Origin of the sequence: Pseudobutyrivibrio sp., from assembly GCF_017471675.1 — a bacterium.
Lineage (GTDB): Bacteria > Bacillota > Clostridia > Lachnospirales > Lachnospiraceae > Pseudobutyrivibrio.
In genome coordinates this window covers 1-24076 of sequence record NZ_JAFUSK010000019.1, presented here as the reverse complement: position 1 = coordinate 24076, position 24076 = coordinate 1, and the positions used below count along the sequence as shown (strand labels likewise).

Annotated in this window: 27 protein-coding genes; 2 read left to right on the top strand and 25 right to left on the bottom strand. The window is 37.1% G+C overall.

The window, feature by feature from the left end:
* Positions 1 to 123: 123 nt before the first annotated feature.
* The 7 genes from IJ535_RS02855 to IJ535_RS02825 all read right to left on the bottom strand — a co-directional run bounded on the left by IJ535_RS02855 (position 124) and on the right by IJ535_RS02825 (position 5351).
* Entirely contained in the window at positions 124 to 954 is an 831-nt protein-coding gene (locus IJ535_RS02855; RefSeq protein ID WP_294298606.1) for a CPBP family intramembrane glutamic endopeptidase, read from the bottom strand.
* 62 nt (positions 955 to 1016) lie between these two features.
* Positions 1017 to 1802 carry a PrsW family glutamic-type intramembrane protease gene (locus IJ535_RS02850; RefSeq protein ID WP_294298603.1) on the bottom strand — a complete coding sequence of 262 codons (786 nt, stop codon included), beginning with the start codon at positions 1800 to 1802 and terminating at the stop codon, positions 1017 to 1019.
* Between the two features lie 22 nt (positions 1803 to 1824).
* Positions 1825 to 2904 (bottom strand): DUF6765 family protein, encoded by a 1080-nt coding sequence (locus tag IJ535_RS02845; protein ID WP_294298600.1) that lies wholly within the window; start codon positions 2902 to 2904, stop codon positions 1825 to 1827.
* 13 nt (positions 2905 to 2917) lie between these two features.
* A complete protein-coding gene (locus IJ535_RS02840) occupies positions 2918 to 3448 on the bottom strand; it encodes a DUF308 domain-containing protein (RefSeq protein WP_294298597.1) in 531 nt (176 codons plus the stop codon).
* The gene (locus IJ535_RS02835) at positions 3445 to 4017 is read right to left on the bottom strand and encodes a hypothetical protein (RefSeq protein ID WP_294298595.1); all 573 of its coding nucleotides are present in this window, start codon (positions 4015 to 4017) and stop codon (positions 3445 to 3447) included. The genes IJ535_RS02840 and IJ535_RS02835 overlap by 4 nt, the downstream gene beginning before the upstream one ends.
* A 16-nt stretch (positions 4018 to 4033) precedes the next feature.
* Positions 4034 to 4861, bottom strand: coding sequence for a CPBP family intramembrane glutamic endopeptidase (locus tag IJ535_RS02830; RefSeq protein ID WP_294298592.1), 828 nt, complete (start codon positions 4859 to 4861; stop codon positions 4034 to 4036).
* Positions 4845 to 5351: a CPBP family intramembrane glutamic endopeptidase gene (locus IJ535_RS02825; protein ID WP_294298589.1), complete on the bottom strand. Its 507-nt coding sequence runs from the start codon at positions 5349 to 5351 to the stop codon at positions 4845 to 4847. Before IJ535_RS02825 ends, IJ535_RS02830 begins: the two co-directional genes overlap by 17 nt.
* A gap of 127 nt (positions 5352 to 5478) precedes the next feature.
* Between IJ535_RS02825 and IJ535_RS02820 the strand changes: the two genes are divergently transcribed.
* A complete protein-coding gene (locus IJ535_RS02820) occupies positions 5479 to 5802 on the top strand; it encodes a nucleotidyltransferase family protein (RefSeq protein WP_294298586.1) in 324 nt (107 codons plus the stop codon).
* Positions 5803 to 5857: 55 nt separating this feature from the next.
* On the opposite strand, the gene IJ535_RS02815 is transcribed toward IJ535_RS02820, so the two are convergent.
* The 6 genes from IJ535_RS02815 to IJ535_RS02790 all read right to left on the bottom strand — a co-directional run bounded on the left by IJ535_RS02815 (position 5858) and on the right by IJ535_RS02790 (position 12072).
* Positions 5858 to 6670, bottom strand: coding sequence for a hypothetical protein (locus tag IJ535_RS02815; RefSeq protein ID WP_294298584.1), 813 nt, complete (start codon positions 6668 to 6670; stop codon positions 5858 to 5860).
* A gap of 2 nt (positions 6671 to 6672) precedes the next feature.
* Positions 6673 to 8262, bottom strand: coding sequence for a DUF4153 domain-containing protein (locus tag IJ535_RS02810; protein WP_294298582.1), 1590 nt, complete (start codon positions 8260 to 8262; stop codon positions 6673 to 6675).
* A gap of 2 nt (positions 8263 to 8264) precedes the next feature.
* A complete protein-coding gene (locus tag IJ535_RS02805; RefSeq protein ID WP_294298579.1) occupies positions 8265 to 8480 on the bottom strand; it encodes a helix-turn-helix domain-containing protein in 216 nt (71 codons plus the stop codon).
* Between the two features lie 17 nt (positions 8481 to 8497).
* Positions 8498 to 8974, bottom strand: coding sequence for a DUF2975 domain-containing protein (locus tag IJ535_RS02800; RefSeq protein ID WP_294298577.1), 477 nt, complete (start codon positions 8972 to 8974; stop codon positions 8498 to 8500).
* A 246-nt stretch (positions 8975 to 9220) separates the two neighbouring features.
* Positions 9221 to 10114 (bottom strand): hypothetical protein, encoded by an 894-nt coding sequence (locus tag IJ535_RS02795; RefSeq protein ID WP_294298574.1) that lies wholly within the window; start codon positions 10112 to 10114, stop codon positions 9221 to 9223.
* Positions 10115 to 10695: 581 nt separating this feature from the next.
* Positions 10696 to 12072, bottom strand: coding sequence for an MATE family efflux transporter (locus IJ535_RS02790; RefSeq protein WP_294298571.1), 1377 nt, complete (start codon positions 12070 to 12072; stop codon positions 10696 to 10698).
* 110 nt (positions 12073 to 12182) lie between these two features.
* On the opposite strand from IJ535_RS02790, the gene IJ535_RS02785 reads away from it, so the two are divergent.
* Positions 12183 to 13028 carry an AraC family transcriptional regulator gene (locus tag IJ535_RS02785; RefSeq protein WP_294298568.1) on the top strand — a complete coding sequence of 282 codons (846 nt, stop codon included), beginning with the start codon at positions 12183 to 12185 and terminating at the stop codon, positions 13026 to 13028.
* Position 13029: 1 nt separating this feature from the next.
* Here the strand turns inward: IJ535_RS02785 and IJ535_RS02780 are convergent, their stop codons facing one another.
* The 12 genes from IJ535_RS02780 to IJ535_RS02725 all read right to left on the bottom strand — a co-directional run.
* Positions 13030 to 14202, bottom strand: coding sequence for an NAD(P)-dependent malic enzyme (locus IJ535_RS02780; RefSeq protein WP_294298565.1), 1173 nt, complete (start codon positions 14200 to 14202; stop codon positions 13030 to 13032).
* A gap of 87 nt (positions 14203 to 14289) precedes the next feature.
* Positions 14290 to 15654 carry a class II fumarate hydratase gene (gene fumC / locus IJ535_RS02775; RefSeq protein WP_294298563.1) on the bottom strand — a complete coding sequence of 455 codons (1365 nt, stop codon included), beginning with the start codon at positions 15652 to 15654 and terminating at the stop codon, positions 14290 to 14292.
* Positions 15655 to 15693: 39 nt separating this feature from the next.
* The gene (locus tag IJ535_RS02770) at positions 15694 to 16860 is read right to left on the bottom strand and encodes a helix-turn-helix domain-containing protein (protein ID WP_294298560.1); all 1167 of its coding nucleotides are present in this window, start codon (positions 16858 to 16860) and stop codon (positions 15694 to 15696) included.
* Between the two features lie 163 nt (positions 16861 to 17023).
* A complete protein-coding gene (locus IJ535_RS02765) occupies positions 17024 to 17968 on the bottom strand; it encodes an NmrA family NAD(P)-binding protein (protein WP_294295772.1) in 945 nt (314 codons plus the stop codon).
* Positions 17969 to 18111: 143 nt separating this feature from the next.
* Positions 18112 to 18990: a LysR family transcriptional regulator gene (locus IJ535_RS02760; RefSeq protein ID WP_294298558.1), complete on the bottom strand. Its 879-nt coding sequence runs from the start codon at positions 18988 to 18990 to the stop codon at positions 18112 to 18114.
* Positions 18991 to 19065: 75 nt separating this feature from the next.
* Positions 19066 to 20055: a calcium/sodium antiporter gene (locus IJ535_RS02755; RefSeq protein ID WP_294298556.1), complete on the bottom strand. Its 990-nt coding sequence runs from the start codon at positions 20053 to 20055 to the stop codon at positions 19066 to 19068.
* A gap of 237 nt (positions 20056 to 20292) precedes the next feature.
* Complete coding sequence (locus IJ535_RS02750; RefSeq protein WP_294298553.1) at positions 20293 to 20673, bottom strand: hypothetical protein; 381 nt, start codon at positions 20671 to 20673, stop codon at positions 20293 to 20295.
* 52 nt (positions 20674 to 20725) lie between these two features.
* The gene (locus tag IJ535_RS02745) at positions 20726 to 21091 is read right to left on the bottom strand and encodes a VOC family protein (RefSeq protein WP_294298550.1); all 366 of its coding nucleotides are present in this window, start codon (positions 21089 to 21091) and stop codon (positions 20726 to 20728) included.
* Between the two features lie 41 nt (positions 21092 to 21132).
* A complete protein-coding gene (locus IJ535_RS02740) occupies positions 21133 to 22485 on the bottom strand; it encodes a hypothetical protein (RefSeq protein ID WP_294298546.1) in 1353 nt (450 codons plus the stop codon).
* Positions 22486 to 22557: 72 nt separating this feature from the next.
* On the bottom strand, positions 22558 to 22830 hold the full coding sequence (locus IJ535_RS02735; protein WP_294298543.1) for a hypothetical protein: 273 nt from the start codon (positions 22828 to 22830) through the stop codon (positions 22558 to 22560).
* A 219-nt stretch (positions 22831 to 23049) separates the two neighbouring features.
* Entirely contained in the window at positions 23050 to 23679 is a 630-nt protein-coding gene (locus IJ535_RS02730; protein WP_294298541.1) for a lactate utilization protein, read from the bottom strand.
* A gap of 117 nt (positions 23680 to 23796) precedes the next feature.
* The coding region (locus IJ535_RS02725; protein ID WP_294298539.1) for a hypothetical protein at positions 23797 to 24076 on the bottom strand (280 nt) is incomplete at its 5' end.

The following is a 24076-nucleotide window of genomic DNA, read 5'->3' as shown; positions in this document are numbered from 1 at the left end:
AAAAAAGAATATCACACGCTTTGTCACACAATTGTCACAGAGGTCTCGCTTTACAACTTAAGTTCTATTTTTATTTTAGGATAATTAACACTGCTCATTTACTTTGCTTATAAGCACAATATATTACCATTCTTCTCTTATCTTATTGAAATCAATTGTCTTACCCACTTTTTTCCAAATAATAAAAAGAAAAACTATATATATTACAGCTAGAATGCAATACATGATAATTGATCTTATAGCTGTTTCGCCTTCATTAATGTAACCGTGGGATGCTTCCTCATACACAAATAATCCAGATTGAAAATCAATAAGGAAATCATTTAAGCCGTGAGCAATACCACAGGCCCAAATATTTCTGGTCTTCCAATACAGTATAAGAAGTGCAAATCCAAACAGACCTGCTTCAGTTGTTTTGCCGATGGCCTGGCCCCAAGCTGTTGGTGACGACATATCAAAACCAATAATATGCACAGCGCCAAAGACCACGGAAGACACAACTGCGCTGAGCACAAAAACATATTTCCAATTTCGAAATTTATAAATAATAGCATCATTTATAACTGCTCTGAAAGCCAGTTCTTCAAATAAACCAACCGACATGTACATGAGAAATACTATGATTATCTCCTTTAAAGGATTGGCTACAAATGCTGTCTTTTCCTCTATATGCGCAATAATTAAAATGCTTCCAAATAATGCAGATAAAATAAGGAATCCCAGGCTATACTTAAGCACATAGCCTGTGGAGTTATCACAATTAGTAAGAGCCTTATCTCCGGATATATGGTATAAGAAGAAGCACACTGCACCACAAAGCATAGTTCTTACAATAAAAAACTGGAAATTTGTGTCTGTTTTAATGGATTTAAAACAAATAACCACATAAATAATACAGATAGCCGCAGTAATAATTGGTGACCTCTTCAGAAAATCAATATATCGCTTTAACATATACTTTCTCCTAAGAATTAATAAAGACTCTGCCCATAAATAGTCTCCTACTATTAGCAATCCTATTGTTCCACTTTGTTAATCATCATATTGTCAAATTTATCACCATTCTTTTTAAATCTGATTATCATACGGAATGAAAAAACAATAAATCCGACTATTACAACCAATGCATACACACTACCAATTGTAAGCATCACATTATTTCCGTTTGCTGCTCCTTCAAATACCATGTAATTAGCAGTTGAGCCAGCATCATATAATGTATGCAAAATAACCGGAACAGCAAATGCCAATATATTAAATATCGCTACAGGTCCAGCATTATTTTTCTTGTTGTACATAGCTATACCTAAGAATTCGCCCATTAACATATCCATTGCCATGTGACCTGGAAGCATTGGTAATCTAATGAAAATACTTGCTAATTCAGATGCATAACTATAATCTTCTGCTATAGAAAAACCTATACCTACCGCTGCGCCTATCAATATGTATTCATAAACATTCTTTACTTTTTTTCTAAATACGCACAAAGTTATGATTATCATTATTAACTTAAAGAGCTCTTCTGGAAACGCTGCAAATAAAAATGGTGACAGAAACTGTCTTGCAACTACTGGCAATTCATTAAATTTTGTAGCACCACTATGCAACACTCCAATCATCATATAAACAACTAATCTTGACCCAACTACTTCAGATACAATGCCAAGAATGATTGGTAACAACGCTTGAGGCATACCAATTTGCCCACTTTTTTCCCTTTTTATCATTCTCATATAGAGAACTCCCAAAATTCCCGTAGTAATTAACCCTGCAATTACTTGTTGAATAATAGTGATCATTCTTATACCTCCTCAAATTTACTCACATTCCCGCCAACTTATTTCCTGATTCCTTTATTTTTTCAGCAACCATCTTTTTCTGTGATAGCGCCCCATTAAAAAATCTTCCAAGATATGTATCTGATTTATCCTGGCTATGCACATATTGTGAAATATACTTATCCATATCAAAATCCGGAATCTCTTCCCCTGATAGGCTTTCCCCAAAAGTCTTCCAATCTTCAGATGCATCAACCTGTCTTTTTGAAATTATCCGCCGGATTTTTTCAAGATGTGGTTGGATTTTATCAAATTCATAGGTATCTTTTTCAAACACATCTATATCTCCCTTGAGATAACTGAGAGCATAAACCATCTGCGCAAAGGCATATTCATAATCATGGGGATTATCTTTAATAATCTCCTTATAATCTCCCCATGCAGGCAGATAAACATATCTGATGTAACTGTAATCTGGAAGATGGCCTGCACGGCCATGTCCAAGGTTCATGATAGAATGCTCATTTGACTGATAAACACTGCCAACATATACCGGCTTATCCACATCCTCCGATGCAGATGGATTATGAGAAAAGACAATCTGTTTTCGCTCAGGTTCTGCGCCATCAACAGGAAACAATTCATAAAAATACCAATTTGTATTGTTAATTACAAGGGAAGGTGTCCCCGCAAAATATGTGTGTGCCCAAGTATCTGCAAGCACATGCATAGCGATACCTGCTGCTTCTGTTCCCTGGCCCTTTGCAAGCTTCACTGTATCTACTAGCAGTTCTCCATTGGGACCACATATTAGGCGATATTTATCTCTGTAGCTCTTCCACCCCTTATCCACATTTGCATACAAATCCCTAGGCAAAAAATGAAAAGCCGCCCAGATTCTAGTTATATCGCAAATACCAATTGGGTCAGTCCTAGCTTGCAAAAGCTCTGCCTGCAACTGAGTGGTAGCCGCACTGGAAGGACCACCAGATTTTTTCAACCAAGTCACAGAACAGTGGTCCACTAGCTGGGCGGCATAACAAATCTCAAGACAATCACTATGTTCATATCCTGCCAATAATGCAGCACAGTAGGTTGCATAATAATGAAAATCTTCCTGCATCTTTTTCTCCTGTTTAATCGATGGTAATAACCTGCTGACGGCGGAATGTATTAGCTATACTCATGACCGCCGATAAAATAAAGCCTATTGCACAAATGTCTACTACTCTCACTTCACTACGCATGAAAATCAAGCAGATAATAGCGAATAAAATCTTAACAATTCCCTGAAAGGTCTTAAACTTCCATGAGCTTTCAATTCGTTTTGCTTCACTTGCACCAATAATATTTACTACACCTGAAAATGCAAGTGTTCCTGCCAAATAAACCAGAATATATCCCTTTGGTACCCACACAAGAGAACCAGTAAATATTCCAAAATCAAAGAACAGGATTCCACGAAACAGGATATTCCGTCCCCCTACCATGTGACGAGCCATACTAAAATAGAAAATAAGCTTCCTAAGTCCCATAATCTCTAATGCAATTGAAAACAGAGCGATTATAACAAAGTACGCTTTTTCCCCGTAGAATATCATGGCTACGCCTATTGCAATCATGGAAACAGCCAACAGCACGTTTTTTACTTTCTGCCATATCGTCATGCCATTCCCCCCTCTGCTTTTTCAAGTATTCTGATTTTATATACTGAATACAAAATGAAAATGTAGTTAATAAAAGCGGTAACCTCCATTATTAAAAAGGCAAAATCAACATTGCCACTAGCATCCGTTGCATTAATGAGGATTAAAATATTCGACATTATTAATAATCCTGCAAATATTGTGCTCAGAAAGGTAAGCAAAATATAAAGCCGTTTGCGTTTTTTTGCCGTCTGCCTGCCCACTCTATAAGCATTTAAACCAATGTAAAGATGGTACAAAAAAATAACAGCACTGAATAATAAAAGTATTAGCAATATTGTTACCCACAGCACAATTCTCACTACACTCTCATATTCATCGCCGATAACTGGGCTACCGCTATCATTTATGACTGCTTCAACAAGCTCCTCTATTGTGTCTTCCCCTAGGAAAAATCCAATAAAAAGTTTGATGATATCCCATATAGACATAACAATTACCATACCGCCGCTTATGGCCAGGCTATCTCGATAATACCTGAGCTGAATCTGTATTCCTTGGTTCTTAGGATTATATAATGTAGAATCCATAAATATTCCTTATCGCTTACTCTTCCATTTGCTTAGTGTTCCATTTTTTATCCCATATCTTATTGGCAATGGATAAATCATTATTAATAGCCATGTAAAATGATACTGTACCAACCATTACAGACGATACAATAGCCAGCACCATTGCTATTGGAGTGTATTGCTGTACAATTATTCCTTCTGAAGAAAGCGAAGGATCTGTGGTAAAACAAATATAATCATAAAAAGCATGTGCAAATATTGGTAATATCACACTACCTGTTTTTAAGTATAATGCGCTAAACATTAATGCTAAAAATACTGAAGAAAATGCCTGCACAACAGTCATGACCATATCTGCGCCTTGTTGAATATTTCCCATATGCATAAAGCCAAAGAATACAGCTAGTAAAATCACTGAAAGGATTCTTTTTTCCTTTTTAACATATCTCATAACGATTGCTATAGAGAATAATCTAAACATTGACTCTTCTCCAAATCCAGCTGATAGGCCCATGGTTAACGCAGAAAAAGTAGGATTGAAATAAAAAGGCCTCTTCAAATACAATGGTTCAGCTAACGTATATAGAATCAAAAGAATAAAAGGAATCATTAATATACATATATTCTTTGCAGAGTTTTCCGGCTTTACAAAGCCTTTAAAATTTGGAGAAAACCATGCTTTAAAAATAAACATCATTATTACTGCAGCGATGCAAGTACCTATATTTCCAGCTTCACTTGAAATCAATCCACCTATAAGTGCACCTGCTCCTACAATAACTGCTGGGATAATCATTGCCATCACAATTGCTAATAATGGCTTTTTTTCACAAACTGAATGACTTCTAATACTTTTTTCCATTTGGTATCTCCTTTTTGTGATATAAGACAATAATAACTATTCCCGTAATAATCATAACTGTTATCCCCGTGATTGATCCCTCTAGGCCAAATTCAACGCTATATGCAAAGCTGCTTTTAGCAGTTGCAGCATCCAATTTAAAAACTGAGACCGGAGAAACCATCCCACTGTTTGGTAGTCCTAGTATCAGATTTTGAGTGAAATTCCATGCTGTATGTGCAGCCATCGCACACCAAATACTATCCATGTAATAAACCATTAGTGAGAATAATAGACCTGCCACCAATACCGCTGTCATCGAAATAACACTAGCTCCCTGATTAAATAGATGCATAGACGTAAAAAGTAGCGAATTTAAGATAATCGCAACTGCCGGATGTCGATATCCTCTTCTTAATCGCTGAAATATGAATCCTCTGCAAACCATTTCTTCAGCTGAAGACTGTATAAAAACAGCGATGAACAGCAACAACAGCTTTATAACATTCATGCCCCCCATTCTGCAGTTACATACTATAGTGTATAAAATTTGTATGTTGAAAATGTGTAAATAAAAAAATACGAGACAGCTTACGCTTATCTAAATTCTTGCTATAATGCTTGTGGAGGGATTTGTAATGATTCAACACAAAACTATGCCAATATCAGAAATAATTGATAGAGTCACAACTATCACTCGAAAGTATGATGTAAGGCGATTGGATTTATTTGGCTCATTTGCATATGGAAATGCTTCTGAACGAAGCGATATTGACTTCATTATACGTGGATGTGAAGACTTCAATTCATTCATTGAAGAAATTGATGAAATCCCCACCCTACGCAGAATAGACATTTTTAACTACGATGAAGTTTGTAGTGATTTACTCAGAGAGGATATGAACAAATATGGAAAACAAATATTTTTATATTTACCAAAGTCTATGCAAAAGCTTAGCTAATCTACAACTCTCTAGAGGGGCCGACATAGATGCTCCTTTTGCACTGCCCTATTCGCTAATTATCTATATCTACAAGCTTGATGCCCTGTAAATCTTCATCATCCCATTCATAAAGCTTTACCGCTTTATTATTCTCAGCATCATATTTATATAGTATACATGGTGTCCACCAGTTTACATTAAGCTTTACAAATGCCAAATACCTATCGCCATCTTCAATTATCTGCACATTCCATAATGAATTATGTGATAAATTAGCAAGAGATTGCATAAATTGTTTTAAATCATCACCCGCATGAGATTCATTTCCATCCTCATCAATTAAATAAGTTGACTTAAGGGTAACAACTATCCTATTTCCAACTATTTTATTCTCAAAATCATTTGTAGCATCATAAATCTTTACCTTATCTGCTGTAAATGATTCTGTTTGTTCCAATTTTCCATTAGCATAGATTGCAGAATAATTTGTAGTCCCAGAATTATCTATTGTTGCCACTTCAACTATTTCTTTGTCTTGAGATACATCTATTCCAAATCCCTCAAGGAACCAAAAGCCGCCTACGATTAAAAATGTACACACTGCAAAAAAAATTATAAATGTTCTTGTCTTATCGGCGACAGCTTTATAAAATGCTCTGATTATAACAATTGCAATTAGCAGCCATACTATATACACATAATTGAAAAGGCAACTTTCATAAAATGGGCGAAGCCTGATTCTACCAGCTTCATAGGATTCAAATACTGCAAAAATATGTCTCCTAACATAAATTGTTGATATCCAAGCTAGCCCCAATAAGCCTAATAAAAAGATTTTAAAAGCTTTTTTCCACCACAATAGGTTTTTACTTGAATTATCTTCCATACCTAGTTTTCCTCAAACATTGCCTTGGCGCGGGCATAAGAAATGTTGAACTTTCTTATTCCTTCATAGTGTTCCTTTGGATAGGTGTATCGCACTTCATTTTCTAAATCCTTAAGAAGCTTTTTGTCGCCTGTTAAGGCTGGAGCTGCGTCTGGAGACAGGTGGTCTGTTATATATTCTGCAACAGATTCATATTCACTGACGCTAGAATCCGTATGGGCTAAATCATATTTAGCAATCTGGTAATCCGGGTTGGCAAATGCAAAAACAAGGTAGGCAACTGTAATTGTAACCATGGCTGCCTTGAATACTGGGAAATTTGATTTGTACAAAGATACAATCAAAAATGCAAGCCAGAGGCTAAGTACACACAGAAACCAAAGCACAAACAATCTTAGGAATGTGAGCTGGTACACGCCGATGTAGAGAACCATTCTCAAAGCAGATGATGCAATCATTATGTATGTGCAAGCACCAATCACTGTTAGGATGATTGTAAGCACTGTGTTTTTTGTAAACAATCTAGAGCAAACCAGCACAAGTGCCACATTTATCAAACATACTGCAAGTAGCTGATAGAAACCTTCGTGTGCGTACTCGGCGTATGTGTAGCCAGTTGGAAGCTTCATGCTGTCTGTAAACAGGAAAAGTACCTGAATCAGACAGAAGAACAGATAAACTATTCCAAGTAAGGTTGTAAATGTAATTGCAATAAGTGGATTGTTGTTTCCTTGCTTTGCTGGACTGACGCTAAGCTTCTTCTTGCTCAAGGAATTAGGAATTATATATGCACATACAAATCCATAGAACAGAGTGAAAGCAACACCAACAATATCCCAAATATTATCAGGAAGATGAATCTCACTGAATGCTCTTTCAAGGACGCGGCTAAACACTGCATCTGCTGAAATAAGCAAGCTTATTACTACTGCAAGCAGTGGAATAGCAATAACTATACCAAGTCCCACAGCCATAAATGCGCTTTTCTTTTCTTTGCTTGTTTCGCTGCCTTTATCCTTAACCCATGCGGCAAAATCCTTAAAAGGCCATGGAAGATATTCTATTGGGCGAACTATTGTAAAAAAGATTCCTCCAATCCACCCTGCTATATCCCAGCCAGTTGTATCCACATAAAGCTGCATGATAAACGACATGAAAAGCAAGAAAATGGCAAGGCCACTAAGGTTCTGAAGACTATGGCTTGTGAACATACACTTGGAAATAGCAAGTAGCATAAGTGATACCACGTAAAACAGATTCATACCAAGCTTGCCATTTCTATCCCTGATAAATGGCAGATTATCACTCTTTCTAACTAGTGCAATCAACCCCATAGCGATAGCCATGAATATTGGATAAGTAATGCTCATCCTATTTCTGTATAAACATATCGTATATACGATAGTAAAAATCAAAGATAATAAACCATATTTTGCGAAGGCTTTCCCATCTCCCTTTGCCATCTGCACTTCTTCTACAGATTTACCTTTTACTATTGCATCAATCTGTGCCTCTGTTAACCTGTTTGCAGTCATTGTACTTTCAACAGCTACATTCTCATTAACTATGTTCTCTTTAACTGCATTGTCCATAACTATTCTTCCTCCGTATTATCTACATATTCTAATATATCTCCTGGCTGACACTGAAGTGCCTTGCAGATTGCATCTAAGGTTTCAAGCCTTACAGCCTTTGCCTTATTGTTTTTTAGAATTGAAAGATTAGCATTTGTGATTCCTACCTTGCCTGCCAGCTCCGCCAAGCCCACCTTTCTTTTTGCCATCATTACATCCAAATTTATTACAATCATATTTTCACCTGAGCTTTCTATATGGTTAAATCGTTTTCCAATTTATACTGAACGGCTCTATCAAATACTAATGACAGCACCTTACTAAATAGCCCTGCGAAAAAGAATACTCCTGCAACTATCAATGCTGCTGGGGTAAAATATACAAAGCATCTTAAAAGCTTAAGCCCTGTAATAACAAAAGCATATATGGACATGCGTACAAGACTTGTAACATTTGCTTGAACAAAGCAGTCATCATTTATAACTGTCTTCATCATTTTTCTAAGCTCATACAAAATAAGAAGTGCTGAACCACCCACAAGCATTATTGAAACAACTGCGTATGCATAATGATCCAATATTCTGGCATATTCCGTGGTCTCACCTAAGAACTTAATCACAATATTAACTGCATATTTAAGACCAAATGGTGTAGCCAATTCCAGTGCAACTCCTATTAAAAAACAAATATCTAATATCCCATTTACAAATAGATTTAATTTATTGTTCATTTCAGCCTCCAAAATCATTCTTTATATATCTGATATTGTTATAACACTTTTATTTATGTTTTACAACAATAATTTATCGTAAAACGATAATTTATTTTCGTTTCTCAAAATCTCAACTCTATGAGGTAAGCAAACTAATAAATCAAAGACTAATAAATCAAAGTGAACAAACTCAAAGTGAACAATAAGTACTAAAAAAGACCTAATGCAATAACGCACTAGGCCTTTAGTCTCTTGGAATTATAATTAGAATAAATCTAATGAACTATCTAAGTAGATTTCTTCTCTAACTCTAAGCTGATACTCTGACTTTACCATATAATATAGGATAAATTCCAGTACTATTGCACTTCCCAAGCTTCTGCCCTCTATTTTGAAATTAGAAAATCCTGCAGGCATATAGATGTTTTGTATGTCATCCACACTGATAAACCCTGGATTATTCATGGCATCTGAAAATCGATAGCCTCTAGATGCCTGTGGGGATGTGCAGATGTGATCCTTACAATCTTCTCCAAGGCTCTTTCTGCTAACATTCTCATAGCATTCTTTTCTGTCAGTGCAACCAAATGAGCAGCACTCGTTACATAAGAATTCCACCTTATCCTTTTTTGACTGGGGCAGTTCATTCAATTGCTCTAGCTTTTTGTTCAGTCGAAAATCCGGTACAACATATTCAAAATCATCCCTATCAAGCTCTGCCTTTAAATCATCAAAATCTGTAAGCACCTTTGTAGTAGAAGATACAAAATAGAACTCGGGATAATTTTTCTTAATATAATCTAAGAGAAGATCAGAATGGATTATCACTCCATTTTTGCCCCCTCCTGTCTTTTCAAACAACTCACACAATCGATTACATTTTTTATCTGTCAAATGTTCTTCTCTGATTAATGAATTGCTAAAGGTAAGTCTGGCCGAAATATCATATTCCTTCATCAGCCTTATTACATCAGTAGCCTGCTCATCGCCAAAGCCTACACGGCCTCCGCCCCACAGACAATCTGCCGGTGCACCGTAGATGGAGCCAATCTCGCACCAGTCGTAAAAATACTCACGATGATTCCTAAATAGCGGTAACAGCATCTTATAAAATTCGTAAAACTCAAACAAGCCTGGTAAATGATAGTATGCTTTCATTCCTCCTCCTGCCTAACTAATCTATTCCATTTCAGTGTGAATATCACTTAGACTGACAATGCAGTTGGGATAGGTTTTTGTTTTTCATCAGAAAAACAAGAACCGGACATAGACCAATATTTTCTGAAAGAAAATATTGCTTGGCGAAGCCAAGTTCTTGTGGGCTTTTTCCTTAAGTAGCCCACAAGAAGTCATACTTTACTATCTACAATTATAATTTCATCATAGGTAGTAGTGAAAAATCAATTAACTACTATCTTACAACAAAAATAAGCCTTAGGTAGTATACTTTTTTAGGCTAATTACTATCTACAGCATCAAATAAACTACAGATAGTAATCTCATACTGGCTCATTACTATCTATAGCTGATAATAATCCCTAGGTAGTAGTTTACTCTGGAATCACTACTATCTACAACATGGAATCTCCCATAGATAGTAAATTCTTTCAAAAACACTACTACCTAGTTCTAATAAATTATCCTAGGAAGTAATTTTCCATCTGATACTATTGCAAGCTTACTAGTTGCAGATGTTTTAACGCCACAATTCTCTGGTGCATACAGAGCAAAACAATTCTCTAGCATCTAGTAATCACAATTTTCCTTTTCCCATATAACAAAGGATATAACGCTAAATAAAGTGCTACCACATTTACAATCAACGCTCCAACCCAAGCGCTTATTTCAGCGTAGGCTGTGGCAGGGAAGCCAATCCTTCCTATGAAGAACGATACAGTAAAGGTTCGTAAAACCATTTCCAAAATACCAGAAATCATTGGAAGCATAGGCTTTCCCATACCTTGTACAGTAGCTCTTACTACAAAAAGTACATCTACAGCTATAATCATCACGCCGCATCTAGGTAGGTACTGGCACACCAAATCTATCTGGTCCTTTCCTGACAGCAGGAATCCGCCCAGCTGTGCAGGAAAGAACACCATAAGTGAGCCTAGAAGGATATAGGATACAACAGATATTCCCATGCACACCTTAAGGCCTTCCTTGATTCTTCCGTATTCACCTGCGCCGTAGTTTTGGCTGGTGTAGGATGTCATTGCGCTTCCTGCTGTGGCAGCTGGATTCATAAACAGATTATTGTATTTGCCACATGCTGCATAAGCTGCTGTGTAAACCACACCATAGCTATTAACAAAGCCTTGAACAACCATGCATCCTACTGCGGTGATAGAATTCATAAATGCCATTGGAAGGCCATTCTTCAGTAGTTCTAAATATACACCCATTGTATTTTTAAAATGCTCTCTTTGCATTTTGATTTCTGGTATTGCCCTAAGACGATTAATGCAAATTAACACCGAAATCACCTGGGCAATGAGTGTTGCAATGGCTGCTCCCTCAACACCTGTTTTAAGTACAAGGATAAATAGGCTATCCAAAGCCAAATTAACAATTGAAGATACGATGATTGCCCTGAGTGGTGTCTGGCTATCTCCGAATGCTCTCAGGATTGAGCCCGCGATATTGTAACAGATACCTACTGATAAACCACCAAATAATATATAACCGTATGTCAAACTATCGCCCATGATAAGTGTGTCTGTCTGCATAAATTCAAGCAATGTTGGCAGAAATACTACACTGATAACAGACAGACTAAGTGCCAGGATAAAGCCTAAAACTATTGTAGCTGCAAGGCGATGACGAAGCTGCTCGATATTCTTTGCCCCGTAGCTTTGGGCTACAAGCACGGCGAATCCATTAGCTAATCCAAATGAAAATCCTACTATCAAAAAGAATAATGAGCCCATATTACCAACTGCTGCAAGGGCATTATCACCAAGGCCCTTACCTACTATTAAGGTGTCTACGAAATTATAGACCTGCTGCAGCATACTTGTAAGCAGTAGTGGCCAGTAGAAAGCCAATATCAGCTTCACTGGACTGCCCTTTGTAAAATCTCTTTGTCCACTTTTTGCATTTGTCTTTGCGCTCATATCCACACCTCTAACTTTTATTTCTAAGCAATTGTCATTTTACGCCCTGTTTTTTATAAATAGAATTTCATATTTGTTGTGTTTTGCCCATTTTTTGTTATCATAAATCTATGGAAAGCTTTGGAAAAGAATTTATCAAATTTGATACAGTATCCTCTGTTAATGTTACAGATGTCACTGCCCCAGGCACTTATCATGCCCATTGGCACAATGCTGCTGAGTTTACTGTGGCTCTTAAGGATGGGTGCGTCTACAAAATTAACGATGAAGTTTTTGAATTAGAAAAAGGAGATGTGCTATTGGCATGGCCTCAACAAATCCATGAGACTGTTTCTATGCTCAAAAATGGGGCAATGTTTATACAGTTTTCAGCTGTTATTATAGAAAACAATCTGGATTTGGTATCCCTTTCCAGGTTTTTGCACAACTGCAAGCATATCTCTGCTAAGGATTATCCTGAGCTTACCAGCTATATTTCAGATTCTATATTTGAAATTAAAAAAATACATAGCTCCTCTGATTCCCTTGCCGAAACCAGATGTAAGCTATGTATCTACAATATTCTTATTAAGATAAGCGAGCATGTTCTTGCCAATATTAATTACAACTTAAATGATGAAAGTGCCCCTGACGCAGGCTGGAACTATATTCAGGCTGCCTGCACCTATATCATCGAAAATTCCGCCGATGATATCAGCCAAAAGGATGTTGCTGACCATGTGGGCTTAAGCACCTTTTATCTGTCTAAGCTTTTTAAAAGATACATGAATATGTCCTTTCCTGCATATCTATCAAACATCAGAGTGCAGGCTGCTGCAAAGCTTCTTATGGACAAATCTATATCTATAACTGACTGCGCATTTCTTGCAGGCTTTCAATCAACCACAGCTTTCAACAAGGCCTTCCATGAAATAACAGGTTATTCACCAAGGGATTATCGAAAGCTGTACAGATAGTTTATATTCTTGCTACTCCTGTGCGTCTTGCAGCTTCGGCTGTAGCGTTTGCTACCGCATCCTTTACCCTAGGGTCGAACGCCTTTGGAATAACGTACTCAGGGCTAAGCTCATCGTCAGAAACAAGACCTGCAATAGCATAAGCCGCAGCCTCCTTCATGGCATCATTAATATCTGTTGCTCTAACATCTAATGCTCCGCGGAAGATTCCAGGGAATACCAGCACATTATTAATCTGATTTGGAAAATCGGAACGACCTGAGCCTACTACTGCTGCACCTGCAGCCTTGCTGTCCTCTGGCATAATCTCAGGCACTGGGTTTGCCATAGCAAAAACGATTCCGTTATTCATGCTGGCAACCATTTCCTTAGAAACAAGGCCAGCTCTGGATACACCAATAAATACATCTGCGCCCTTCATAGCATCTGCTAAATTTCCGTGCTCACGATTGTTATTTGTGATGTGAGACATTTCTTCCTGTCCTGGGTTCAATCCTTCATCACCCTCACAGATGATTCCATTGATGTCGCAAAGCACAACATTTCCAAAGCCCATTGTGACAAGAAGCTTTCCGATGGCACAGCCTGCTGCACCTGCGCCGTTGATGACTATCTTAACCTGTCCCATCTTCTTGCCGGTTACCTTAAGTGCGTTAATTAAGGCTGCCGCAACTACAACAGCTGTACCATGCTGATCATCATGAAATACAAGGATATCGCACTTTTCCTTTAGCCTCTTTTCTATTTCAAAGCAACGTGGCGCTGCAATATCCTCTAAGTTAATTCCACCAAAAGAACCTGCCAAAAGTGATATCGTATTTACGATAGTATCCACATCTTTAGAACGAATGCAAAGTGGGATTGCATCAACATCTCCAAACTCTTTGAAGAGGACGCATTTGCCTTCCATTACAGGCATTCCTGCCTCTGGGCCAATATCGCCAAGTCCCAGTATAGCTGTTCCATCAGTAACAACAGCTACTGTGTTCCAGCGACGTGTCAGCTCCCAGCCCTTTTCAGGGTCCTTTTGAATCTCCTTGCAGGCCTCTGCAACACCTGGTGTATATGCAAGGGCTAAGGCTTCTGAGCTATCTACCTTGGCTCTTGATTTAATCTCTAGCTTTCCCTTTAAATCATAATGAAGTTTCATTGATTCCTTTGATACATCTGCCATGATTATTCTCCTAATATATGTTAATTATTCTTTACTATTCTTTAGTTGACTGCGAGATTTACTTTCGTAAATCTGCTCGCCAACATTCTAAATCATCTTCTCTGGTCTTACTGTCTCATCATACTCCTTCTCAGACAAAAATCCCAGCTCAAGAACTGCCTCTTTTAATGTCTTGCCCTCCACGTATGCCTTGTGGGCACATGCTGCTGCATTTTCATAACCGATAACTGGGCTCAGGCAAGTGACAAGCATGAGTGAATTATTCAAGTTGCTCTCCATCTTTTCCCTTTTTGCCTTAATGCCCGATACACAGTTTTTGTTGAAGGAATTGATGCCATCTGCAAGCAGTCTGATTGACTGAATCATGTTGTAGGCAAGTACTGGCATGAATACATTCAGCTCAAAATTTCCCTGGGATGCGCCGATACCTATTGTGGTGTCATTTCCCATAATCTGAATTGCTATCATGGTAATAGCCTCGCACTGCGTAGGATTAACCTTGCCTGGCATGATAGAACTTCCCGGCTCATTTTCTGGAATAGTGATTTCCCCTAAGCCACAACGTGGACCATTTGCAAGCCATCTAATATCGTTTGCAATCTTCATAAGATTTGCAGCCAGCCCTTTCAGAGCACCACTGGTGTACACATATCCATCCTTTGATGTGAGGGCGTGGAATTTGTTAGTGCTTGGCTCAAAGGTTTGGTTTGTAAGCCTTGTTATTTCTTCGCAGCACATCTTATCAAATCCTTTTGGACAGTTAAGTCCAGTTCCTACAGCTGTTCCGCCTATGGCGATTTTGCGTAGATGGTTTGATGCTTCGATAATCTGTGTCCTTGATTCCTCTAGCATTCCACGCCAGCCTGATATTTCCTGGCTGAATCTAAGTGGCACTGCATCCTGCAGATGGGTGCGGCCGATTTTAATAACATCATAGTTCTCATCCTCAAGGCGCTTCATGGTCTTGATTAACTCATCTATCGCTGGTATCAGCTTCTCTTGAATCATTATTACCGCTGCCATATTCATAGCCGTAGGAAATGTATCATTAGAAGACTGCGACATGTTCACATGGTCGTTAGGATGAATTGTAATTTCAGGCTGATTGGCTTTTACGATATGAGCAATCACCTCATTCACATTCATGTTGGACTGTGTGCCAGAGCCGGTTTGCCACACCTTTAGCGGAAATTCATCATTGTATTTGCCTTGTAGAATAGCTTCACAAGCTTTTGCTATTGCGCTGGCTCTCTCATCATCAAGCTTTCCCAGTTTCTCGTTAGCTTTCGCTGCTGCCGATTTTAGCGCTGCAAAAGCATTAATCACTTCCGTCGGAATAGTTTCCGTTCCTATGGCAAAATTTTCTAGGGAACGCTGTGTCTGCGCTCCCCACAAATGCTCATCTGCGACTTTGATTTCTCCCATTGAATCATGCTCAATTCTAAATCCCATAGTTCCCCCTTTGTTTAAGCCAATTAACTACCTACAAAACTATTCTTCATATTCACTCAATTCCTTAGCACCCGGAAATTGATATGAATAAATTGAAAACTTTTTCCAAGTCTCAATACCTGATTCTTCGTATTCCGATGTATCCGCTTTAAGATAATTCCCCATTGCATTTATTTCTTCTATATCTGTTTCAGAAATGTATTTAACAAGTACATAAATAATCTTGCACTCACTTTCATCCAAAAGTGCATATTCGTAGGTCCCACAATTACCATCTACTGCAATATAAGCAGGATATGCGTACATACTTTCATCATACATGATATCCTGAGTTATCTTTTCATCGCTATCTACACGACCATTTTCTATAGTAAGAGATATATTTGAAAGACGCGCAAGCTCCTCATCATAATCATCTTTAGAATATGTCGCCTCCAAAATTGTATACCCAGTAGTCCCAACTAAATTGGAAGGAAGCTTTGAAACATAAGTTGCTTCTACCATGTTAGCTGTATCATCTGGAAATACCTTGAAATATGAATCCAAATCACTATGATTTTCACTGACAAGCTCTGTTTTATCATAATTTTCTATTCCACTAACTGGCTTGTATGCTTCATCAAATATGCTGATGACAATATATATAAGCATCAGAAAGATCATAACTGCATATCGGATAAATATAAAAACAATAATCAGCGCCCCTATCTTAATTGTGTTTGTGACAGTTTTATTTTTAACTATTTGCTCTAACAGGCCGTTTACATAAAGAGTCAAATGAAACATCGACAAGAAAGCAGCCAATGATACTACAAGTGAAACAGTATTAAAAACTGTTACTTCATAGGTTTTGCACTGCATGATAAACTCTATCAGCATTAAAATCGTACCTATTATTCCTACCAAGCGGACAATGCTAAGCGTTTTGCTTTTTTCATTATTAGCGTAATCTGCCATTGCTTCTGTCACTGTCTTTTCATTATCTGAAAGCTCTTTTTTACGCTCACCATCTATTATCTCTCTGACATCAACATCATAAAAATCCGCAAGCATTACAAGCAGCGATATATCTGGAAGATTAAATCCAGTCTCCCATCTAGAAACAGTTCTTCCTGCTACTCCTAAAATCTCACCAAGCTTTTCCTGAGTTATTCCCTTTTCATTTCTTAGCTCCCTAAGGAACTTTCCAATCTTTATTTGGTCCATTTTTTCTCTCCCTTTTTTCTTTGGAGTCTATCATTATTGTGCTTTTAGGGACAGGACACAAAATGAGAAACGCTTATTTCTTTATATCATATCTAATCTTCACTATAAAAAAAAGCCCTTCGAGGGAATCCTCGAAGAGCTTGTAAATAGTTTAAATATAAATTTATGCATCCTTAGAGTGACGTTCACCAATCTGGAAGTCATCGCTGTGTTCAAACATGTACTGAACTGTCATTGGGTCAGAACCTGTAAGCTTCTTGAAATCATCTGTGAATGTATCCATCTTACCCTCTCGGATAGCCTGAGCAAATGTAACCATACCATCTGATGAGAATGGTGCCTCAGAACCCTTCTTGAATACACCATCAGTTGTTCTTGGAACACCCATAGCATCAAATACCTGGTAGTTCTCCTCGTCTGTGAGCTCCTTGTATGTAACATGGTTTCCAGTAGCCTTGTTTCCAATCTCGATAAACTCTGTAATTGTCATAAGCTCTGGTCCGTTAATATCAAGTGTTGCGTGGTCGTATTCAGCACCTCTGTAAAGAGCGTAAGCAACTGCCTTAGCGCAATCCTTTCTAGAGATGTAAGCCATCTTACCATCGCCCTGGCTGTTCTTTAAAACTCCATCACCCTTTACGTATGTGAAGTAGTTTGTAATCATAGCTTCTGCATACTGTGAATTGCGAAGGAAGATATGATCAAGTCCAACTTCCTTGATATAGTTCTCTGTATAGATGTGGTCCTTCTTCTCTACTGAAGGGTTTGTCTCATCACCAGCGTTTACAAGTGATGTGTAAATAATCTGCTTAACGCCTGCAGCCTTTGCTGCATCAACAACATTCTTCTGAGCGTTCTGTCTCTTTGCACCTACGAATGGCATAGAGATAAGTGCTAATCTTTCTGCTCCTGCGAAAGCTTCCTCCAAACCTTCGTATTCGTTGAAGTTAGCCTGGCGTGTCTCAACACCCTGTGCAGCAAACTTATCAAGAGCCTCTTTACTATAACCCACAAAAATAAGATCTTCCTTGTTTGCAAGAGTTAAGAGAACTCTTGCTGCCTCTGAACCTAAATTTCCGTCAACACCTGTTAATAATAATTTTCCCATGTTTTCCTCCTTTTTGATTAAACCAATTGTTAATCTTTTAACTATATCCATGATAGTTAAATTTTTATCAAACGTCCAATTCAAAAAAACAATAGGTTATAACAAAAACTTATCCTAACTAGTGTGTCCGCCATTGGTTGCTATTAAGAAATAAACTTCAAGAATTCCTTCAGTGTCCTGTTAGTATTCGTTTTTGAATAGCCAGCAGCCACGATATATCTATGAGGGCTATCTTCCAGCTCTATTAGCCTGATGTCATCTCCATATTCTGCTAGGCTTTGGCTTTCTGGGCAAAACCCAATGAAGCCTTCTGTAATTATAGAAAACATCTCTGTTTCCACGTTATCTACAGTCTTTTCTATAATCGGCTCGCACCCCTCACTTCTAGCTCTCTCTATCATTTTATCGTACATGCTACCAATTACTTCTTTGCTAAGCATTATAAGCGGATATTGGTAAAGCTCCTTGATCGCAATTGCATCTTTATCAAATAAATCATGGCCTTTTCCAACAATCGCTAAATACTCGCCTTCTTTTAATATTTTGTATTTGATGTTTTCCTCTTCGATAAATTCTGTAGAAAAAGAAACTACAACATCACATAAGCTCTTATTAATGTAATCTGCCGCCTCACCTAGATTAATCTTGTTAAGCTGCAGCTCCACATCAGGATATTTCTCCTTAAAGGTTGGGATGATTGTAATTAAGGTCTGTATATCTACAGGAGAAGAATATGCAATTCTTAGAGGTGGCATGGAATCCTCTTTTTCACGAGCCATCCTCTCTACTGCTATAAGATACTGCTGATAAAGGATTTTGCTTTCCTCATAGAATGTGGTCCCCGCCGATGTTGGCTGAATGGGCGTAACATTTCTATCAAAAAACTGTAGCCCAAACTGCTTCTCCAGGGAGCTTATAAACTGACTCAAGGCAGCCTGAGAAATAAAATTCTTCTTTGCAGTTTCCGTGAAATTTCGACATTCATATAAATCTATGTAGCATTTCAGTTTTTCTATATGCATATTCTTTTCCTCATTTATCAACACGCTTACCTAAATCGATTTTAACATAAATTCAGTAAGTTAAGAAATATCCTGTTAGTGCCTTAATATTGCATATCCTACGTAAGCTATGTAAAGCATCACCATTGTTAACCCTTCCCATCTAACGATTTTTTCAGATGTTCTTGAGAATATGTATGTTAGGATGCTGCACAATATAAATATTACAAAATCAGTTATGGTTGCAAGGTTCACAGCCATTGGGCTAATTGTTCCTGATATGCCTAGGATAAATAGCAGGTTAAAGATGTTTGAGCCAACCACATTTCCTATGGCAAGACCTGTTTCTCCTTTTCTGGCTGCAACAATAGATGTAACTAATTCCGGCAGTGAAGTACCAGCGGCTACTATGGTCACACCTATTAGTGTCTCAGTCATTCCTGCCATTCTTGCCAATTCTTTAGCACTTTCTACTACAAATTTTCCTCCGGCAATAATCAGTGCTAATCCTATTATTATAAGTCCGATACATTTTATCATAGGCAGGCTATCTGTGTTTTCATCGTCAGCATTGCCATTTTTTCCAGCTCTTACAAGCAAATATATGTAAGCCGAAAATCCAAGTAAAAGCACTATGCCTATCCATCTATGTACCATGCCCACATTTTCATTTACATCAAAGCCTTGAAAATCTATTTTACCAAGGACAGCGTAATTGATGCATGCAAATAAGGTAAATACTGTGATTACTAAAGATATTGGCATATCTCGCTTTAGTATCTTTTTATCTACAGTCAGTGGTTTAATTGTGGAACATACTCCCAAAACAATTAATATATTAAATATATTGGAACCTACCACATTACTAACTGATATTTCATTTGCGCCTTCTATAGCTGCTGTCAAGCTTACTGCAAGCTCAGGTGCACTGGTTCCAAAGGCCACTATTGTAAGTCCGATGATAAGAGAAGGCACTTTTAGATTTTTTGCAACATCCGAGCTTCCCAGTACAAACCAATCTGCACCCTTAACAAGTGCGATAAATCCAAGTATCAAAATTAATATGTTGAATAACAATCTGTACATACCTCCTTTTTTTCAAATATTACTTTATGTAGGTAAAATTCATCTAATATTTACTTATCCCCCTCATTCTTATCCTTTTTCTCTGGACCATTTTCAATCCACCAGGCTGCAACTGCGCCTCCTAAGATAATTACAGCAAAAACTCCAATTAATATATTTTCAATCATTTTATAAAATCCTTTCCACGCAAAATAAACCTATGCAGATTTTGCATAAGCTGAAATATAGTAATTGAATTTAGCGGCGCTTTGGCCCATCCTTATCGTGGATAAATTTGATAATGAAAGTTCTAGAATACATCAATTCAGATATTGATATATTAGAATTTCTAAGAGAATACAAACATCCTGCTATTAATAAAAAGAATGCCAGCAAGATGAATCTTACATTAGAGATTGTTTTTATCTGGCTTGTTTTTGTCGCGGCATAGGTGACATCAGTGCTGGCGCTTTTTTCATTCTTAATCTCCATCTGCGCCCCATTAGGCACATTGATAGTGATTGAAGGTCTATCATCATAGCTAAATGCGTTTGATGCACTCTGCTCACCATTACTTAAACAGAAAAAATTGCACAACAAAAAAAGACATGTGATAACGTATATTAACTTTCTAATCATAGTCTTTTTCATTGCTTCACCTTTAATAATCTATTGAATCCATAAAAGTATTCTAGCTCATAGGTGTCCCAACTTCAATTAAATTACCATCTAAATCGTAAAAACGTACAACCTTTTGCCCCCAGGAATGAGTCATCAATCTATTTACATACTTAATATCCGGATAAAGTCTCTCAAGCTTTTCTACAAATTCTTCTATATTTCGCTCTTCAAAATACAGTTCAGTAGCATTGTTCTCGTGAATGATATCTCTATCAAGAAACTTTCTCCAAATAGCCTCATCCTGTAAAACAAGCCCCTCTGTTAATATCATGTTACCGTCGTTGTCTAGCAGCATATCCAAACCGAAAAGATCGTGATAAAACTGCTTTGATTTTTCTATATCTTTTACAACTATAAGAATGTTTCTAAGCTTCATGATATATTCTCCTCATCTACAAGTATACTTGATCTTTTTATCTACTCACTTACGCTCTGCTTCCAGCTATTTTCCAATTCAACATAGGACTTTCCGAAAAATTCTTCATAAGACTTATCAGAATATATAAAATCAAATAGTCCTTCAAGGTCTTTCAAATCTAGTAGATAAGCTGTAAAGCTCATGGCTTCTGTGTATGATAAATCTATGCCATAATAATTTGATTGTTCATTAGCTCCAAAGTTGATTGACAGCTTTTCTTTTAGCTTTGGATAATCGGAAACATCTTTCCTTTGATACAATCGATTTACAACGTAATCATAATATAATTTTACGATACCATTATCATCATATTTTTTTGACTGTAAATAATGTTTAAAATCTCCCTGGTCGTATGAATCATCAACTGCAAATTGCTTTATGTACTCTACCATCTGCTCTTCTGGGTATAGTATATAACCAACATACTCGCAAAATCCCTCTTCAATCCAATACTTATTAGGATCTGAATACTCAGCAAAAAAGCCATGCATCAATTCATGTTCAAGAGTACGAACAGTCAAATCATTTAATGTGATTTCTATTTTTCCAGCATCATTTGTGCTTGCGTAGCTTCTTCCTCCTTTATTTTCGATGTGATAGGTAATGTCGTCAACATCTCCTCCATACATTGATTTTTCTATACTTACTTCTTCTAATAGTTTCTTCAAATTCTTCTTTGTAGTAGCTTCAGCTTGGATTAAATCCATCATCTTTCCACAAGTATCATCATCTAACTTGCTTCTATTTATAATAAATTTTGTCCCATCACCTTTGAATATATAATTATTATTACCATCAACAAATAGCTCAGTTTCATCTAGAATTTTCAGCTGTTCCTTGCTTAACCCCTCAGTTGAAAATTGTCTTGGGTAATCTATGTCTTTCAGATTGAAAATAGTCTTATATTCATCGAATGTAGCTCTACAATGCCCTTTTGAAAGCATCAATTGAACAAGCCAGTATCTGTAGTCGTATTCATCTAAATACTTTTGAGGAAGAAATAATGCATCATTTTCTATGACTGGTCCCACTAATCTGTTATCATGCACTACATATACATTTATTTTTTCTTGCGTTACTTTATTAGATGATTTAATAATCTGCTTACGAGATTCATCAAAAGCTTTTACTAGGGATGTGGCTTCTTTTTTATCTAATATAGTACTTTCAAATATATAGTTTCCTCCATTATATTCGGTAGCAAAGGTTTTAAATACACCTGAATATGTATATTCTCTTTTGTATGAATCATCATAAAACTTTATTTTAGTTTTTGAATAAATAAGTATTCCAATCAAACAGGCTAATATAGCAAATGCTATTATGATAATGATAGTATTTTTTCTACCCAAGAATCTACTCTCCTTCCTCTCAAACAAATATGCGAGAAAGTCCTTATATGAATATTTTAGTCTTAAAGATGCCTATATAATAGACTTCGCCTTCTCGTAATCTTTCTTATTAACATAAACTTTGTATATATACACCATATTTTCTAATGCTTCATGTGAAGAAAATCCACCATTGGCAGCACTGGATACCATTGAAGTATGCAATGCCATACCCATGCTAGACTGGTTGCGTTTTGTGATTACTTCGTATTTTATTTTATTCTTTTTCAATTCCTCAGTTACTCTTGCCAGCTCTAATGGAGATGTGTCTTCTAACAGCTTTTTTCTATTAAATATTGTTATCATATTTCCCCCTACGCAATTATTTAAATGTTATCCAATCCAGATAATATTTGTAAATTAGCCTTCTCATATTCATTGAATACAGAGTCATCAAAATCTTCTGGTTTGACCTCTGGAATATACCACACGTACTATTTATTGTCAATTTAAGAAAGACCTCCGAAGAAATCCTCGAAGGCCTTGTATGTGATATATGTACTTATATCATTTATATAGAATTATCTAAAATCCCAAATTATCATTAACCAAAATTACATGAATTCTATCAGTATGGCGAGAATAGCGTGTTATTAAAAACTGACAGCAAATAGTGTCAGGGGACTTACAATTCATGCATGAACCTGTTTTTGCGCAAGGTGTATTTAAATCAAAGCGCTGAGCATTAATTGGTGCTGCCACATTTCTTGCTCGCTTCATAGCTCCATCCACATCATCGCAGATTTTATTCATTCCGACAATAACTAGAACATGCTTTGGGCCCTGAGCTATTGCCGATACACGGTTTGAATTACCATCGATGTTTACCATTACACCATCTTCAGTCATAGCATTTGCACTTGTCAGGAAATAGTCCGCATCATAAGCGGCAAGCATTGCTGCCCTTTTATCTTCTGTTGCATCTCTATCAATAAAATTATAGTTACCACTTTTTAAAGCATCTACCAACCCGATTTCATGGGCAGACATAGCCCCACCCATACTGATTGATGATTTTTCAGGGATGAGCTCGAGGGCAATCTGTAATGCCTCTTCCTTATCGGCAGCATAATAGCCCTTCATGTTTCTTGACTCAAGTCCCTTAATAACCTTCTGTGCCAGCAGTTGGTTTCGTTTTATAATATTTTCATTCATAATAAGCCCTCTCCTTTCTCTAATATAATAGCTAATCCTTGATTATAAGAAAAGCCCTCCGAAGAAAATCCTCGAAGGGCTTGAATTTTTGGTACCAAAACAGTACCAAAGTTAATCCTAGTTAAGTAAATTTTGATTAGGTTTGCTCTCGTGCCATTCCTTCACCATTTTTCGATATTCCTCTTGTTTTTCATAATGCTTCTTTAAATCCGCTTTCCTTTTTGCAGCCTTCTGAGCTCTTGCTTTTGCCTCTCTTTGAGCATTATTATTATTTCTCCTGCTTCGGCTCTGATTAGATTTTATGTTATCCAGGACCTGTTCCATTTGTTCTTCTACTGTCAACAATTCATTTTCTTTGCCTTTTATAGCTAAATCAACATGCTGGATGGTACCTGCC

Coding starts and splice junctions, on each gene's coding strand:
- IJ535_RS02810 (WP_294298582.1), bottom strand. CDS start 8,262: ATGGACAATGCAGTTAAAGAGAACATAGTTAATGAGAATGTAGCTGTT.
- IJ535_RS02760 (WP_294298558.1), bottom strand. CDS start 18,990: ATGCATATAGAAAAACTGAAATGCTACATAGATTTATATGAATGTCGA.
- fumC (WP_294298563.1), bottom strand. CDS start 15,654: ATGGGATTTAGAATTGAGCATGATTCAATGGGAGAAATCAAAGTCGCA.
- IJ535_RS02780 (WP_294298565.1), bottom strand. CDS start 14,202: ATGGCAGATGTATCAAAGGAATCAATGAAACTTCATTATGATTTAAAG.
- IJ535_RS02855 (WP_294298606.1), bottom strand. CDS start 954: ATGTTAAAGCGATATATTGATTTTCTGAAGAGGTCACCAATTATTACT.
- IJ535_RS02735 (WP_294298543.1), bottom strand. CDS start 22,830: ATGATAACAATATTTAATAGAAAAAAGCTGTTAGAAGACACATCTCCA.
- IJ535_RS02820 (WP_294298586.1), top strand. CDS start 5,479: ATGATTCAACACAAAACTATGCCAATATCAGAAATAATTGATAGAGTC.
- IJ535_RS02745 (WP_294298550.1), bottom strand. CDS start 21,091: ATGAAGCTTAGAAACATTCTTATAGTTGTAAAAGATATAGAAAAATCA.
- IJ535_RS02845 (WP_294298600.1), bottom strand. CDS start 2,904: ATGCAGGAAGATTTTCATTATTATGCAACCTACTGTGCTGCATTATTG.
- IJ535_RS02830 (WP_294298592.1), bottom strand. CDS start 4,861: ATGGAAAAAAGTATTAGAAGTCATTCAGTTTGTGAAAAAAAGCCATTA.
- IJ535_RS02795 (WP_294298574.1), bottom strand. CDS start 10,114: ATGAAAGCATACTATCATTTACCAGGCTTGTTTGAGTTTTACGAATTT.
- IJ535_RS02750 (WP_294298553.1), bottom strand. CDS start 20,673: ATGATTAGAAAGTTAATATACGTTATCACATGTCTTTTTTTGTTGTGC.
- IJ535_RS02840 (WP_294298597.1), bottom strand. CDS start 3,448: ATGACGATATGGCAGAAAGTAAAAAACGTGCTGTTGGCTGTTTCCATG.
- IJ535_RS02785 (WP_294298568.1), top strand. CDS start 12,183: ATGGAAAGCTTTGGAAAAGAATTTATCAAATTTGATACAGTATCCTCT.
- IJ535_RS02755 (WP_294298556.1), bottom strand. CDS start 20,055: ATGTACAGATTGTTATTCAACATATTAATTTTGATACTTGGATTTATC.
- IJ535_RS02730 (WP_294298541.1), bottom strand. CDS start 23,679: ATGAATGAAAATATTATAAAACGAAACCAACTGCTGGCACAGAAGGTT.
- IJ535_RS02835 (WP_294298595.1), bottom strand. CDS start 4,017: ATGGATTCTACATTATATAATCCTAAGAACCAAGGAATACAGATTCAG.
- IJ535_RS02850 (WP_294298603.1), bottom strand. CDS start 1,802: ATGATCACTATTATTCAACAAGTAATTGCAGGGTTAATTACTACGGGA.
- IJ535_RS02805 (WP_294298579.1), bottom strand. CDS start 8,480: ATGATTGTAATAAATTTGGATGTAATGATGGCAAAAAGAAAGGTGGGC.
- IJ535_RS02800 (WP_294298577.1), bottom strand. CDS start 8,974: ATGAACAATAAATTAAATCTATTTGTAAATGGGATATTAGATATTTGT.
- IJ535_RS02825 (WP_294298589.1), bottom strand. CDS start 5,351: ATGAATGTTATAAAGCTGTTGTTGCTGTTCATCGCTGTTTTTATACAG.
- IJ535_RS02770 (WP_294298560.1), bottom strand. CDS start 16,860: ATGGACCAAATAAAGATTGGAAAGTTCCTTAGGGAGCTAAGAAATGAA.
- IJ535_RS02790 (WP_294298571.1), bottom strand. CDS start 12,072: ATGAGCGCAAAGACAAATGCAAAAAGTGGACAAAGAGATTTTACAAAG.
- IJ535_RS02765 (WP_294295772.1), bottom strand. CDS start 17,968: ATGGGAAAATTATTATTAACAGGTGTTGACGGAAATTTAGGTTCAGAG.
- IJ535_RS02815 (WP_294298584.1), bottom strand. CDS start 6,670: ATGGAAGATAATTCAAGTAAAAACCTATTGTGGTGGAAAAAAGCTTTT.